General features: G+C 70.0%; 15 protein-coding genes. 9 read left to right on the forward strand and 6 right to left on the reverse strand.

Annotated features, from left to right (window positions below; genetic code table 11):
* Positions 1–160 precede the first annotated feature (160 nt).
* The 4 genes from GCN81_RS08080 to GCN81_RS08095 are packed head-to-tail and all read left to right on the forward strand — an operon-like array spanning position 161 to position 4,347.
* Complete coding sequence (locus tag GCN81_RS08080; protein WP_156723144.1) at positions 161–1,177, forward strand: tripartite tricarboxylate transporter substrate binding protein; 1,017 nt, start codon at positions 161–163, stop codon at positions 1,175–1,177.
* Positions 1,178–1,190: 13 nt separating this feature from the next.
* Positions 1,191–1,757 (forward strand): tripartite tricarboxylate transporter TctB family protein, encoded by a 567-nt coding sequence (locus GCN81_RS08085; RefSeq protein ID WP_156723146.1) that lies wholly within the window; start codon positions 1,191–1,193, stop codon positions 1,755–1,757.
* 39 nt (positions 1,758–1,796) lie between these two features.
* Positions 1,797–3,365, forward strand: a complete 1,569-nt coding sequence (locus tag GCN81_RS08090; protein WP_156723148.1) for a tripartite tricarboxylate transporter permease — start codon at positions 1,797–1,799, stop codon at positions 3,363–3,365.
* 10 nt (positions 3,366–3,375) lie between these two features.
* Entirely contained in the window at positions 3,376–4,347 is a 972-nt protein-coding gene (locus GCN81_RS08095; RefSeq protein WP_156723150.1) for a tripartite tricarboxylate transporter substrate binding protein, read from the forward strand.
* Positions 4,348–4,372: 25 nt separating this feature from the next.
* On the opposite strand, the gene GCN81_RS08100 is transcribed toward GCN81_RS08095, so the two are convergent.
* From GCN81_RS08100 to GCN81_RS08125, 6 genes are all read right to left on the reverse strand, one after another.
* Positions 4,373–4,885 (reverse strand): hypothetical protein, encoded by a 513-nt coding sequence (locus tag GCN81_RS08100; protein WP_156723151.1) that lies wholly within the window; start codon positions 4,883–4,885, stop codon positions 4,373–4,375.
* 146 nt (positions 4,886–5,031) lie between these two features.
* Positions 5,032–5,787, reverse strand: coding sequence for a succinate dehydrogenase iron-sulfur subunit (locus GCN81_RS08105; RefSeq protein ID WP_156723153.1), 756 nt, complete (start codon positions 5,785–5,787; stop codon positions 5,032–5,034).
* A complete protein-coding gene (sdhA, locus tag GCN81_RS08110) occupies positions 5,787–7,550 on the reverse strand; it encodes a succinate dehydrogenase flavoprotein subunit (RefSeq protein WP_156723155.1) in 1,764 nt (587 codons plus the stop codon). The genes GCN81_RS08105 and sdhA overlap by 1 nt, the downstream gene beginning before the upstream one ends.
* Positions 7,551–7,574: 24 nt before the next feature.
* Complete coding sequence (locus GCN81_RS08115) at positions 7,575–8,042, reverse strand: succinate dehydrogenase hydrophobic membrane anchor subunit (protein ID WP_156723157.1); 468 nt, start codon at positions 8,040–8,042, stop codon at positions 7,575–7,577.
* 5 nt (positions 8,043–8,047) lie between these two features.
* Positions 8,048–8,428 carry a succinate dehydrogenase, cytochrome b556 subunit gene (sdhC, locus tag GCN81_RS08120; RefSeq protein ID WP_156723159.1) on the reverse strand — a complete coding sequence of 127 codons (381 nt, stop codon included), beginning with the start codon at positions 8,426–8,428 and terminating at the stop codon, positions 8,048–8,050.
* A 136-nt stretch (positions 8,429–8,564) separates the two neighbouring features.
* A complete protein-coding gene (locus GCN81_RS08125; protein ID WP_231626485.1) occupies positions 8,565–9,206 on the reverse strand; it encodes a 2-oxo-4-hydroxy-4-carboxy-5-ureidoimidazoline decarboxylase in 642 nt (213 codons plus the stop codon).
* A 372-nt stretch (positions 9,207–9,578) separates the two neighbouring features.
* Here GCN81_RS08125 and GCN81_RS08130 point away from each other — a divergent pair, with 372 nt between their 5' ends.
* The 5 genes from GCN81_RS08130 to GCN81_RS31780 all read left to right on the forward strand — a co-directional run bounded on the left by GCN81_RS08130 (position 9,579) and on the right by GCN81_RS31780 (position 13,670).
* Positions 9,579–11,234 (forward strand): beta-N-acetylhexosaminidase, encoded by a 1,656-nt coding sequence (locus GCN81_RS08130; RefSeq protein WP_231626488.1) that lies wholly within the window; start codon positions 9,579–9,581, stop codon positions 11,232–11,234.
* Between the two features lie 133 nt (positions 11,235–11,367).
* The gene (locus GCN81_RS08135) at positions 11,368–11,862 is read left to right on the forward strand and encodes a hypothetical protein (protein ID WP_156723160.1); all 495 of its coding nucleotides are present in this window, start codon (positions 11,368–11,370) and stop codon (positions 11,860–11,862) included.
* Between the two features lie 144 nt (positions 11,863–12,006).
* Positions 12,007–12,582 (forward strand): hypothetical protein, encoded by a 576-nt coding sequence (locus GCN81_RS08140; protein WP_156723162.1) that lies wholly within the window; start codon positions 12,007–12,009, stop codon positions 12,580–12,582.
* 162 nt (positions 12,583–12,744) lie between these two features.
* Entirely contained in the window at positions 12,745–13,365 is a 621-nt protein-coding gene (locus tag GCN81_RS08145; protein ID WP_156723164.1) for an RNA polymerase sigma factor, read from the forward strand.
* Positions 13,362–13,670, forward strand: a complete 309-nt coding sequence (locus GCN81_RS31780; protein ID WP_197287526.1) for a hypothetical protein — start codon at positions 13,362–13,364, stop codon at positions 13,668–13,670. The genes GCN81_RS08145 and GCN81_RS31780 overlap by 4 nt, the downstream gene beginning before the upstream one ends.
* Positions 13,671–13,737: the final 67 nt, after the last annotated feature.

Raw genomic sequence — 13,737 nt, forward strand, 5'->3', positions numbered from 1 at the left:
CGACATTGTGCCGCTCACCGGCGCGTTCCGGCCGTGAACACTATGTCCACAACTTTCGTTATCGCCAATAGCTGCACAACACCCGGAGCCCTTTCCGGCTGCTTCTCCCGCTGCTTGCATTACGCCCCACCCCCCGACGTACGCAGCAGCTGGAGGAAACATGTCCCGTTCAGGCCCCAGGGCGGTAAGAGCGGCCGTCGCCGTCGGTTCCGCCGCCGTGCTCCTCGCCGCCTGCGGCGGTGGCGGACAGCAGGACGCGGCCTCCGGCGGTGACTGGAAGCCGACCAAGCCCATCGAGTACGTCGCCCCCGCCGGGACCGGCGGCGGCTGGGACACCCTGGCGAGGACCACCGCCCGAGTCCTCGACGAGTCGAACCTGGTCGACCGCCCACTGCGGGTGGTGAACAAGCCCGGCGCCGGTGGCGCGATCGGCTGGTCGTACGTCGCCAAGCACCAGAAGGACCCGCACAAGCTCTTCGTCACCAGCCCGCCCATCCTGCTGGTGCCGCTGGCCGGCGCGTCCGGCCAGACGTACGAGGACTTCACGCCCATCGCCCGGCTGAACAGCGAACCGCTGGCCTACGTGGTGAAGGCGAACTCGCCGTACAAGACCTTCGGCGACCTGGCGAAGAAGCTCAAGGCCAGCCCGAAGGACGTGAGCGTGGCGGGCGGCTCGGGCCCGGGCAGCCTGGACCACGTCGGCCTCGCGGGCGCCGTACAGGCGGCGGGCGCCGACGCGTCGAAGGTCAAATACGTGCCCTTCGACGGTGGCGGCGAGGCCCTGACCTCGCTGCTCGGCGGCCACGCGGACGCCGCGGTCGCGGGTGCGTCCGAGGTGCAGCCGTTGGTGCGTTCCGGCGACCTACGGGTGCTCGCGGTGTCCTCGAAGGAGCGGTCCCCGATCCTGCCGGAGACCCCCAGCCTCACCGAGACCGGGGTGGACTACGCCTTCGACATCTGGCGCGGGGTGATGGCGCCCAAGGACCTGAGCGAGAGTCAGATCGCGTACTACGAGAAGGCATACGCCGAGATGGTCAAGCAGGACTCCTGGAAGAAGGCGAGCGAGAAGCTCGGCTGGACCGACGCCTTTATGGGAAGCAAGGAATTCGGCACGTTCCTCGACGAGCAGAACAAGGAATACTCCGAGGTTTTGACCAGCGTCGGACTGAAGAAATAGTCGGGGCCGGGACATGCATCACTTCCGGTTCACCCAACGCAAGTTGGCCGTGGCGCTCGGCATCCTGGCCGTGGCGTACACCGTGCAGGCGTACCGCATTCCGGAGTTCACCGCGGTCGAGACACCGGTCCAGCCAGGCTCGCTGCCTCGGGTGCTTGGCCTGGTGCTGTTCGTGCTCAGTGTGGCGCTCTTCTTCCAGAAGCCGAAGGCGAAGGAGGAGTCGGGGCCGGTGCCGAAACCGAAACCGGAGCCGGTGTCGGTGTCGGAGCTGGTGTCGAAGCCGGAGCCGCCTGGCGGCGGGCCCGTGGGGCAGCAGTCCGCCCCACCCATCGGCCGCTTCTCCGACACCCGCCTCGAACTCGCCGCGCTGCTCGCCGCGATCGGCCTCTACGCCGCGCTCTTCGTCCCGCTCGGCTTCGTCCTGTCCACGGCGCTGTTCGTGTCCGGCCTGGCCTGGCACCTCGGCTACCGCAGGCACGCGGTGAACGCCTTGGTCGGGGCCGGGACGGCGCTCGGCCTCTACTTCGTCATGTCCGAAGGGCTCGAAGTAGCCCTCCCCATGGGCCTTCTGCCCTTCTAACTCCCCGCTGACTCTCTGCCCTTCTGACTGGGAGCCGTCATGGACGCTTTCTCTCACCTCATGGGCGGCTTCGGTGTCGCGCTGTCGCCACAGAACCTGCTCTTCGTCTTCCTGGGCGTCCTGATCGGCACCGTGATCGGGATGCTGCCGGGCCTTGGCCCGATCAGCGCGATCTCGCTGATGATCCCGGTCGCCTTCACCATGGACCCCGTCTCGGCGATCATCATGCTGTCCGGGGTCTACTACGGCGCCATCTTCGGCGGCTCGACCTCGTCCATCCTGCTCAACGCACCCGGTGTGGCGGGCACGGTCGCCACCTCCTTCGACGGCTACCCACTGGCCCGTAAGGGGCAGGCGGGCAAGGCCCTGTCGATCGCCGCGATCGCCTCCTTCATCGGCGGCACCGTGGGCGTCATCGGCCTGATGCTGGTGGCCCCCTCGCTCTCGTCGCTGACGGTCAGCTTCGGCCCGGCCGAGTACTTCGCCCTGATGGTGCTCGGGCTGACCGCGGTGGTCTCCCTCTCCGGCGGCAACGTCACCAAGGGCCTGATCTCCGGCACGGTCGGCGTGATGATCGCGCTGGTCGGCATCGACTCGCAGACCTCGGTGCTCCGCTTCACCTTCGGTCACGAGGAGCTGTACGAGGGAGTGGAGTTCCTGATCGTGGCGCTGGGCGTGTTCGCGCTCGCGGAGGTCTTCGCCATGCTGACCCGGCGTGGCCAGGGCGCCCAGACCGGGGCCATCAGCTCCCTGCGGCTGAACAAGCGCGAGGTCAAGGAGATCAGCGGGCCCACCGGGCGCGGCTCCGTGCTCGGCTTCTTCGTCGGCGTACTGCCGGGCGCGGGCGCTACCGTCGCCTCGTTCCTCTCGTACTCCCTTGAGAAGCGGCTGGCCAAGGACGGCAAGACCTTCGGCAAGGGCAACATCAAGGGCGTCGCGGCCCCCGAGTCCGCCAACAACTCCGCGGCCGTCGGCTCCTTCGTGCCGCTGATGACGCTGGGTGTGCCCGGTTCCGGCACCACGGCCGTACTGCTTGGGGCCCTGCTGGTCCTCGGCGTACAGCCGGGGCCGCTGCTCATGACCGAGCAACCGGACATGTTCTGGGGCGTCGTCGCCAGCATGTACATCGGCAACGTCGTCCTCCTGATCCTCAACCTCCCCCTCATCCCGCTCTTCGCCAAGGTCCTCAAGACCCCGCAGGCCCTTCTCCTCCCTCTGGTCGTGGTCTTCTGCGTGGTCGGCGTGTACGGGCAGTCCTTCTCGACGTTCGACCTGTGGCTGCTGATCGGGTTCGGGGTGCTCGGCTTCCTGATGCGAGCCAACGACTTCCCCGCGGCGCCGCTCATCCTGGGCGTGATCCTCGGCGGCCTGATGGAGAAGTCCATGCGGCAGGCGCTGCTGATCTCCTCCGGAGACCTCAGCACCTTTGTCACCAAGCCGATCTCCGCGGTGCTGCTGGCCCTGGCCGCGGTCTCGCTGCTGGCGCCGGTGTTCGGCCAGCTTCGGCGGAGGCGTCGCGGGCGGGCATTGCCCCAGGACGATGGCGCGGGTCAGGATGACCCGGACGAGCAGGGCGCGAAGGTGGACGCGAACGTGACACGACCGTGAGGCACCGACCATGAGAAGCAGAGTCATCGCAACGGTGTCGCTGCTGCCACTGCTGGCGGCGCTGCTCGGTGGCTGCACCGTGGAGCCGAAGCGGGACGAACCGCTTCGGCTCATGGTGCCGACTCCCGCGGGCGGTGGCTACGACGTCACCGCCCGCACGATCGCCCTCGCCCTGGAGGAGTCGGGCCTCACCGACGAGGCGGAGGTCTTCAACCTCACCGGCTCGGCCGGAACCACCGCGCTCACCCGGCTGGTCCACGAGTCCGGCAATGACCGGCTGCTCATGCAGATGGGCCTCGGCCTGGTCGGCAGCGCGCTGACCGGCGAGGCGTCGCGGTCGGTCGACGAGGCGACCCCGCTGGTCCGCCTGATCGAGGAGCCAGAAGCCGTGGTCGTGCCGCGCGGCTCCCCGTACCGCACCTTCGACGAGCTGGTCGCGGCCTGGCGCGGCGATGCGGCCCGGCTGCGCGCCGGGGTCGGCTCGCACGTCGGTGGCCCTGACCACCAGGCGCTGGTGCTGATCGCGGAGACGGTGGGCCTGTCTCCCACCGACATCAGCTTCGGCCGCTACGACGGCGGCGGCGAACTGCTCGCCGCGGTCCTCAGCCGCAAAGTGGACTTCGCCCTCACCGGCTCCGCCGAGTACCGGCACGCCATCGCCGCGGGCCAGCTCCGGGTCCTCGCGGTGACCGGCCCCGCCCGGGTCCCCGGCATCGACGCACCCACCCTGCGCGAGGCGGGCCACGACCTGGAGGTAGTCAACTGGCGCGGCCTCCTGGCCCCACCCGACCTCACCCCCCGCCAGCGCGCCGACCTCCTCACCCTCCTGGACCGCCTACGCGCCACCCCGCAGTGGCGCCACGCCCTCCGCTCCAACGGCTGGACCGACGCCTACCTCTCCGGCGACGCCTTCGCCCACTTCCTCACCACCGAGAACGCCCGAGTCGGCACCCTCCTGACCCGCCTCGGCCTGACGGCCTGATCCCCGCACGAGGTGATCGGGTCACTCAGATGCTCAGCGAGCGGGCGTAGTTGAGTTGGCCCATGACCCAGGGGAGGGTCTGTGGTCCGGTGGCCGGGATCATCGTCGCGTGGTGGCGGCCGCCGCTGGTGACGGTGACCTGGATGTAGCCGGTGGTCACCTGTTCCTTCATGAGGAGGAAGAGGAGGCCCAGGAGGCAGAAGAGGGCGAAGACGACCGCCAGGACGATGGCGTGGCTGGGGATCTTCTCCTCCACGCGGGAGAAGTCGGTGGCGTTCCATACGGCGCCCTTGAGCGGCATCGTGCCGGATGGCGTCACGATCTGGTCGCCGATCACCGTGATGTCCCCGATGGCGAGCAGGGGGGCGCCTCCCATGGGGTACATGGGTTGCATGGGTTGGCCGAACGGCTGCATCGGCTGTGTGGGGTACTGCGGCTGGCCGTACGCGCCCATGCCGGGTGGCTGTGCCGGGCCCCACTGGTAGGCGCCGTCGCCGGGGTCGTCGCCCTGGTCCTTGTACGGACGTGAGTCGCTCATGTGTCCCGGTCTCCCCTCGGCCGCGGCGGCGCCTAGCCCTACGGTGCCCTTGATCCTGGCACAGCCGCAACGGCCGAGGGCCCCGCCCTCCCGGATGAACGGGGAGCGCGGGGCCCTCGGTTGACGTACGACCAAGCAGGTCAGCGTCAGAAGCGGCGCGTGATCAGGGCGCGCTTGACTTCCTGGATCGCCTTGGTGACCTCGATACCGCGCGGGCAGGCGTCCGTGCAGTTGAACGTCGTGCGGCAGCGCCACACGCCGTCCTTGTCGTTCAGGATCTCCAGGCGCTGCTCGCCCGCCTCGTCACGCGAGTCGAAGATGAAGCGGTGCGCGTTGACGATCGCCGCCGGGCCGAAGTACTGGCCGTCGTTCCAGAACACCGGGCACGAGGACGTGCAGGCGGCGCACAGGATGCACTTGGTGGTGTCGTCGAAGCGCTCGCGGTCCTCGGCGGACTGCAGACGCTCGCGCGTCGGCTCGTTCCCCTCGGTGACCAGGAAGGGCATCACATCGCGGAACGCCTGGAAGAACGGCTCCATGTCGACCACGAGGTCCTTCAGGACCGTGAGGCCCTTGATGGGCTCGACCGTGATCGGCTTGTCCGGGTTGATGTCCTTGATCAGCGTCTTGCAGGCCAGGCGGTTACGGCCGTTGATGCGCATGGCGTCAGAGCCGCAGATGCCGTGCGCGCAGGAGCGCCGGAAGGTCAGCGTGCCGTCCGTGTCCCACTTGATCTTGTGGAGGGCGTCCAGGACGCGCTCCTTCGGATCGATCGTGATCTGGAAGTCCTCCCAGATCACCGCGTCCGACTCCTCCGGGTTGAAGCGCCGGATGCGGAACGTGGCCGTGATGTAGTCGGCGGTAGCCGTGGCCTGGGCCTTGTCCATTACGGGAGTAGCCATCAGTACTTACGCTCCATCGGCTGGTAGCGGGTCGTCACGACCGGCTTGTAGTCGAGCCGGACCGAGTCCTTTGCGCTCGGGCCCTCGCCGGTGACCTCGCGGTACGCCATGGTGTGGCGCATGAAGTTGACGTCGTCGCGGTTGGGGAAGTCCTCGCGGTAGTGACCGCCACGGGACTCCTTGCGGGCCAGCGCGGAGACGGCCATCACCTCGGCCAGGTCGAGCAGGTTGCCCAGCTCGATGGCCTCGAGGAGGTCGGTGTTGAAGCGCTTGCCCTTGTCCTGGATGGACACCCGCAGGTAGCGGTCGCGCAGCTCGGCGATCTTCTCGACGGCGCTCTTGATCGTCTGCTCCGTACGGAACACCATGACGTTGGCGTCCATGGTCTCCTGGAGCTCCTTGCGGATGTCCGCCACCCGCTCCGGACCGGTGGACTCACGCAGCCGCTCGACCTGGGAGGCGACCAGCTCGGCCGGGTTCTCCGGCAGCTCGACGTAGTCGGCGGTGGCCGAGTACTCGGCGGCGGCGATACCGGCCCGCTTGCCGAAGACGTTGATGTCGAGCAGCGAGTTCGTGCCGAGGCGGTTGGCGCCGTGGACGGAGACGCAGGCGACCTCGCCTGCGGCGTACAGGCCCGGTACGACGGTGGTGTTGTCCGCCAGGACCTCACCCTTGACGTTGGTCGGGATGCCGCCCATGGCGTAGTGCGCGGTCGGCTGGATCGGGATCGGGTCGGTGTACGGCTCGATGCCCAGGTACGTACGGGCGAACTCGGTGATGTCCGGCAGCTTGGCGTCCAGCTGCTCCGGCGGGAGGTGCGTGAGGTCGAGGAAGACGTGGTCGCCCTCGGGACCGCAGCCGCGGCCCTCGCGGATCTCCGTGTAGATGGAGCGGGACACGACGTCACGGGACGCGAGGTCCTTCATGACCGGCGCGTACTTCTCCATGAAGCGCTCGCCGTCCTTGTTGCGGAGGATGCCGCCTTCACCACGGGCGCCCTCCGTCAGCAGGATGCCCATGCGCCAGATGCCCGTCGGGTGGAACTGGAAGAACTCCATGTCCTCCAGCGGCAGCCCGCGCCGGTAGCAGGCGGCCTGCCCGTCACCGGTCAGGGTGTGCGCGTTGGACGTCACCTTGAAGAACTTGCCGGTGCCGCCGGACGCGTACACGACCGACTTGGCCTGGAAGACGTGGATCTCGCCGGTCGCCAGCTCGTAGGCGACGACACCCGCCGACTTCCGTACGCCGTCCTCCTCGACGATCAGCTGGTCCAGGACGTAGAACTCGTTGAAGAACTCCACGCCCTCCTTGACGCAGTTCTGGTACAGCGTCTGGAGGATCATGTGGCCGGTGCGGTCCGCCGCGTAGCAGGCCCGGCGCACCGGGGCCTCGCCGTGCGAGCGGGTGTGGCCGCCGAAGCGGCGCTGGTCGATGGTGCCGTCCGGGGTGCGGTTGAACGGCAGGCCCATCTTCTCGAGGTCCAGGACCGCGTCGATGGCTTCCTTCGCCAGGATCTCGGCGGCGTCCTGGTCGACCAGGTAGTCACCGCCCTTGACCGTGTCGAAGGTGTGCCACTCCCAGTTGTCCTCTTCCACGTTGGCGAGCGCCGCGGCCATGCCGCCCTGCGCCGCGCCGGTGTGGGAGCGGGTGGGGTAGAGCTTGGTCAGCACGGCGGTGCGGCTGCGCTTGGTGGCCTCGATGGCCGCGCGCATTCCGGCGCCGCCGGCGCCGACGATGACGGTGTCGTACTTGTGGATCTTCATCAGTGATTCCCTCGGTCCCGGTGCCTAGCTGATGTTCGGGTCGAAGGTGAAGATCACCAGCGTGCCCAGCAGGATGGTGAACACCGTGGCGGTGTACAGCAGCATCTTCAGCCAGAAGCGGGTGTTGTCCCGCTCCGCGTAGTCGTTGATGACCGTACGCAGGCCGTTGGCGCCGTGCAGCATGGCCAGCCACAGCATCACCAGGTCCCAGGTCTGCCACCACGGCGAGGCCCAGCGGCCCGCGACGAAGGCGAAGCCGATCTTGGAGACGCCGCCGTCCAGGACGAGCTGGATCAGCAGGTGACCAATGACCAGGACGACCAGGACGATGCCCGACAGCCGCATGAACAGCCAGGCGATCATCTCGAAGTTGGTGCCGCCGCCCTTGGGCGTCTTCTTGGTGCGCTTACGGGGCGGCTCGATGACGGGAGCGGGGTTGTCCACGTCGTAGAGGGTGACGCCGTCGATGGCGCCGGAGGTGTCGGTAGACATCAGCGTCAGCTCCCGAACAGTTCACGGAATGCGTGGCCAAGGACGGGGTAGAGCGCCCCGGCCATCAGCACGGCCCAGAAGCCGACCACGGTCCACAGCATCTGCTTCTGGTAGCGAGGGCCCTTCGACCAGAAGTCGACGGCGATGACGCGCAGACCGTTCAGTGCGTGGAAGAGGACTGCGGCCACCAGGCCGTACTCCAGCAGTGCCACGATCGGCGTCTTGTAGGTAGCCACGACAGTGTCGTACGCCTCGGGGGAGACGCGGACGAGAGCGGTGTCGAGGACGTGCACGAACAGGAAGAAGAAAATGAGGACACCGGTGACTCGATGAGCCACCCATGACCACATGCCTTCCCGGCCGCGGTACAGCGTTCCAGCCGGCACGGAAGAACCCTCCGGGAGCGGGGATTAGGGTCGGCCGGCTTCGATGTCGGTCTGACCCGGCCGGGTACGGTCCACCGGCCGCTCGTCATCGTATCGACGAGTTGTCGGTGCGCTCGCCCGGGGTCCTCAGGTGTGATCAAACAGCCACGTACGGGCTATCAGGTTGTCCGGAATCCGGAGCTTGCCGTGCTTTTCCCGCTTTTCCGGCCGCCTGGGCTGTCTGGACCGTGTGGACTTCCTGGGCCGCGTGGAGTGCTTGGAGGGTCTGGCGCTCCTGGCGGCCCTGGCGGTCCTGCCGCTCCTGCTGTTCTGGGAACTTCTGTACGAGGCGGGTGACCCGGGTCCTGGCCAGTTCGCGCAGCTCCTCGGCGGCGAGCACGCGCTCGTCCTCCGGCTCGTTGGCCAGCCGGGCGCGCAGCTCGGACAGGGTGTGGTCGAGCTGCTCCGAGGGGCGGACCCCGGCCAGGCTGATCACGAACGCGTGGCCGAACCGGCTCTCGTACGCGCAGTGGGCCGCGCTCAGCGCGGTGAGCGCGGCGCGCGGCGTGTCGCCGTGCCCTGGGCGCGGCGGCTCCTCCGCCGCCAGGGCGGCGGTGCGGTCGGCGAGCGGCAGGTCGTAGCTGGCCTCGTCGACGGCGGCGAGCAGCGCGTCCAGGTCCGGGTACGGGCGGTGGGCGGCGACCCGCCGCGCCCACAGCGGGCTGGCGCAGCACCGGAGCAGGGCGGTCTCGGTGGCGGCCACGGGGGCGCGGTTGAACAGCTCGAGTCCCGGGTGCACGGTGGAAGCGGTGGGCGTGGGCAGCGTGCGCTCCAGAGCAGGAAAAGGGGAAGCAGGGGAAGCAGGCAACGGCGAGAGCGGTGGCAAGGGAGTGGCGCCACGCTATCGACGTGTCAGGAGTGACGTCCGCCGGATGCGCGAAATTCACCCGGATGGGAGAGTTTCGGAACGCCCGGTGGACGACGGAGTCGTTTTGGAGTCGTAGCCGCGCCCCTCATGGGAGGTTTCTGACGTGACGCGAATATTCTCGGCTATGGGGTCCTGTGCGGGCGTGTCGGGGTCCGTATCGGGTTCTGTGTCGGGTTCTGTGTTGGGGGCTGCCCGCGCGCCGGACGCGGCGTGGTGAGTCGGCGCGGGCGGCGCGGGCGGCCCGTGAGCGGACGGCGGGCGCTCCTCGCGGGCGGGCTGGTCGCGGGAGGCGCCGCCGTGCTGACGCTGACGCTGTGGCCGGACGGGAACGGCACCGGTAGCCCCGCCGGACGCGACGGTACGGACAGCCCGCCGCCCGCGACGTCCCCAGCCACGGCGTCCCCGCCGGAAGCCCCGCCGACTCGGACTGCGGACGGCGCGCCGACCGACGAGCCGAGCCCGTCCACGTACCCGCTGTCCAAGGCGCCGAGCACCATCCCCTCCGTACGAGAGCACCAGGCGGCCCGTGGCCCCGGCTGGCGGCCCGCCGACGGCGGCCGGGTCGTGGTCGCCAAGGCGGACGCCAGGCACCTGGCGGACGAGGGGCGGCTCCTCGCCGGTGAGCTGAGGCTGACGTACCGCGAGGGGGCGAAAGCCCGCGCGGGGGACGTCGAACTCGCCCTCGCGTCGGGCCAGGCGGACTCCGAGGCGTACACCCTCACCGTGCGCGAGCGGCGGGTGCGGATCTCCGGGACCGGTGAGGCCGGGGTCTTCTACGGCACGCGCACGCTCAAGCAGGCGATACGTGCGGACGGCGCGGCGCCGGAGGGTGTCATACGCGACCGTCCGGCCAAGCCGCAGCGCGGGTTCATGCTCGACACCGCGCGCAAGCATTTCACCGCGGGCTGGATCGAGAGCCGGGTACGCGAACTCGCCGACCTCAAGTACAACCAGCTGGGCCTGCACTTCTCCGACGACCAGGCGTTCCGTATCGAGTCGTCCTCGCACCCCGAGGTGGTCTCCGCCCAGCGGCTCACCAAGGCCGAGGTCCGGCGCATCGTGCGGCTCGCCGCGCGGCTGCACATCACCGTCATCCCGGAGATCGACTCGCCGGGGCACCTCGGCGCGGTCCTGAAGGCCCACCCCGACCTCCAGTTGCGCGACGTCAACGGGCGGCCCGCGCGCGGCGCCATCGACATCTCCAAGCCGGGCGCCGCGCGCGTCATCGACGACCTGCTGAACGAGTACGCGGAACTGTTCCCCGGCAGCTACTGGCACTTGGGCGCCGACGAGTACCTGGCGCTGACGGCGCGCGACCCGGAGGCCTCGTATCCGCAACTGGCCCGCCTCGCGCGCGAGCGCTACGGGCCAGCGGCCCGGGTGCGGGACCTGGCGACCGGGTGGCTGAACGACCGGGCCGACGTGGTCCGTTCGCACGACAAGCGGCCCAAGGCCTGGAACGACGGCTTCTATCGCGGCGGCACCGTCGAGGCGGCGGCGGATATCGAGGTCGAGTACTGGACCGGGAAGGAACTGGGCGCGCGCGAGCCAGTGGAGTATCTGAGCGCGGGCCGCGACGTGGTCAACCTCAACGACGAGTACCTCTACTACGTCCTCGGCGAACCCAACGAATTCCGTTACCCGACAGGGCGGCGGATCTACCAGGAGTGGACCCCGCTGGTCCTGCGCGGCAGCCAGCCGGTCCCGGCCGTCTATGACGACCAGATCCTCGGCGCCCGGCTCGCCGTGTGGTGCGACCTCGCCGACGCGCAGACACCTGCCCAGGTGGCGGCGGGGGTGCGGCTGCCGCTGCGGGCGCTGGCGCAGAAGGTGTGGGACCCGAGGGAACCGTCGAAGCCCTGGCCGGAGTTCGTACGCCTCGCCGGGAAACTGACCTGATCCGGGATTCTGCTGCGGATTCGGTGGCGGAGTTCCGGTCAGGTGTGATGGATTTGACCGGACCGGCTGAACCGCTGAACCGGCCGAACTGGCTGAACCGCTGTGTTGCGCACGGGGGATATGGGGGACACATATGGGTTTCTGGGGCTACTACGTGGTGGGCCGCAGCGAGCGGCCGCTGGCGGAACTGGACGCGCTCAGCGCCGTGAGCGAAGGGCTCACCCTGCACGAGCGGCGGGATGGCGGCTGGCAGATCTGGGAGGCCGCGGTGCCGGAGGTGGGCTCGATGACCTCACTGGCGCGGGAGACCGGGGCGCCCGCGCTGTTCGGTTTCGTGATGGACAGCGAGTGCGTGGCCGTCGAGGCGGCGGGCCCCGAAAGCGGGGCGTGGAACGCCTGCCTGGACCGCGAGGCGATGGCCGGGTACCTGAGCGCCGACGGCAAGGAACCGGACGACCTGTTCCTGCCCGCCAGGGACGCCGCCGAGCGGGCCGTCGCCTGGGCGGCGGAGGCCGGGCAGCAGGCCACGGCCGCGGAGCTCACCGAGGTCCTGACCGCGGCCGCCGAGCCCTCCGCGGAGCTGCTCTTCTTCCGGTTCCTGGAGCGGCTGGGCCTTCCGGAGGCATGACCGAGCCGTGAGCTGGGCCGCGAACTGAGCAGCGAACTGAGCCGTGAGCGAGGCGTGACGTTTCTGTGAGGGGATCATGACCCTGTGACATTTCCGGGAGGCGGAACGCAGTAAGGGAGTCAGCGTCCGCAACAGGAGATGTTCATGAGCCTCGTGGAACAGATGGCCGAAGCCGATGAGCGCGGCCTGGCCGCGAGCGGCCTCGCGTGCCTCGACCGGTGCCTGCCCCTGCTGGGCGACTCCGGCGCCCCGGATGACGCGCTGCGTCCGCTGTGGGCGCGGCTGGAGCACGGCGAGGACTGGTCGGAGCAGCTGGCGGAGGTACGGGCCACCCTCGCGCCCTCGGGCGCCCCGGCCGCCGCCGACGCCGAGGACGAACCGTCCGCCCTCACTCGCCGGATGCTCGACGCCGTACCAGAGCGGCGCTCGCCGGACGCGCTGCGCGGCTGGGCCGACGCCTGCTCGGTGGCGGCGTTGCAGATCCACCGGCTCCTTGGCACGGCGGCCGACGACGAGGTGCCGTCGGAGAAGCTGCGCCAGGGCATCACCGAGAGCGCCGGACCCCTGGTCGCGGGCGAACTCCGCCGCCAGACCGAGATCCTGGAGCTGCTGGCAACGCGCGGCGCGGGCGGCCTGCGCCAGGCGCTCGAGGTGTCCACGGAGGGCCGCCGGGTGCTGCGCGCGGTGGTCTCCCGCCGGGCGCGGGGCGGCCAGGCCTGACGGGGGCGGCGACCCCGTGCCCGTAGCGCGCTTGCTCTCGGTAGCGCCGGAGGCCCCTGAGTTCTCTGTGACGTTTCTGCGCGGTTGAGCGCTGTACGGGTGGGGTCATGGACAGGTCATCGACACGGTGGTCCATGCCGGACCGGGGCGAAGAGGGGCGTATTGGGCCAGGGTGGGGAGTCCCGTCGCGCGCGTGCGTACGACGGGGAACTCGGGGCGGCCGTCGCTCGGGCACAGGAGGGGGACGAGGGGGCCTTCGCGGTCGCGTACCGGCTGGTGCAGCCCGGAATGCTTGGCTTCCTGCGGGGGCTCGTCGGCGACGAGGCCGAGGACGTGGCGGCGGATGCCTGGCTGGAGATCGCCCGTGATCTGGGGCGTTTCCGGGGTGACGGTGCGGGGTTCCGTGGCTGGACGGCGACCATCGCGCGGCACCGGGCGCTCGACCATCTGCGGCGGCAGAAGAAACGGCCGCGCGCGGGCGGGCTTGAGTCCCAGCTGCTGGAGGTCGCGGGCAACCTGGACACCCCCGCCGAGGCCATGGAGGCGATCTCCACCGAGCACGCGCTCGGACTGATCGCGGGGCTGCCACGGGACCAGGCCGAGGCGGTGCTGCTACGCGTCGTCGTCGGGCTCGACGGGCCCGCTGCCGCACGGGTGCTGGGCAAGCGCCCGGGAGCCGTACGGACGGCGGTGTACCGGGGGTTGAAGAGACTGGCGGGACAGTTGGGGCGGCCCGGCGATGTGACGGATGACGACACCCGGACGCTGGGGGATACAGGATGAGTACCGACCGGCCGCCGCCCTCCGGAGAGCTGCCTGACCCGGCTCGGCTCGACGCGCTGCTCTCCGCCGCCGCGCGGCCGTCCGCCGTCGACCCGGGCGCCGAGTCCGCCGCAGTCGCCGCCTTCCGTGCCTCGCACGCGTCCGGCGTCCGTACGTGGCTCACCCGGCGACGGGACGACTGGCGGCCACGTTCCCCGTGGCGCCGGGCCGCGCTGCGGGCCGTTCTCGGCGCGTTGGTCGCGGGCCTGACGAGGGCGAACCGGCCAGGCTCGCGACCAAGTCCGTCCCGGTCGAGTCGGCCGTAGCCAGCGCACGGTCCGCGGTACCTCACCGCACCGCACCGCACCGCACCTCACCGCACCTCACCGCACC

It is taken from the genome of Streptomyces apocyni, assembly GCF_009739465.1.
GTDB classification, from domain to species: domain Bacteria; phylum Actinomycetota; class Actinomycetes; order Streptomycetales; family Streptomycetaceae; genus Streptomyces; species Streptomyces apocyni.

Coding starts and splice junctions, on each gene's coding strand:
- GCN81_RS08135 (WP_156723160.1), top strand. CDS start 11,368: ATGGGTTTCTGGGGCTACTACGTGGTGGGCCGCAGCGAGCGGCCGCTG.
- GCN81_RS08080 (WP_156723144.1), top strand. CDS start 161: ATGTCCCGTTCAGGCCCCAGGGCGGTAAGAGCGGCCGTCGCCGTCGGT.
- GCN81_RS31780 (WP_197287526.1), top strand. CDS start 13,362: ATGAGTACCGACCGGCCGCCGCCCTCCGGAGAGCTGCCTGACCCGGCT.
- GCN81_RS08095 (WP_156723150.1), top strand. CDS start 3,376: ATGAGAAGCAGAGTCATCGCAACGGTGTCGCTGCTGCCACTGCTGGCG.
- GCN81_RS08115 (WP_156723157.1), bottom strand. CDS start 8,042: ATGTCTACCGACACCTCCGGCGCCATCGACGGCGTCACCCTCTACGAC.
- GCN81_RS08100 (WP_156723151.1), bottom strand. CDS start 4,885: ATGAGCGACTCACGTCCGTACAAGGACCAGGGCGACGACCCCGGCGAC.
- GCN81_RS08105 (WP_156723153.1), bottom strand. CDS start 5,787: ATGGCTACTCCCGTAATGGACAAGGCCCAGGCCACGGCTACCGCCGAC.
- GCN81_RS08090 (WP_156723148.1), top strand. CDS start 1,797: ATGGACGCTTTCTCTCACCTCATGGGCGGCTTCGGTGTCGCGCTGTCG.
- GCN81_RS08085 (WP_156723146.1), top strand. CDS start 1,191: ATGCATCACTTCCGGTTCACCCAACGCAAGTTGGCCGTGGCGCTCGGC.
- GCN81_RS08140 (WP_156723162.1), top strand. CDS start 12,007: ATGAGCCTCGTGGAACAGATGGCCGAAGCCGATGAGCGCGGCCTGGCC.
- sdhA (WP_156723155.1), bottom strand. CDS start 7,550: ATGAAGATCCACAAGTACGACACCGTCATCGTCGGCGCCGGCGGCGCC.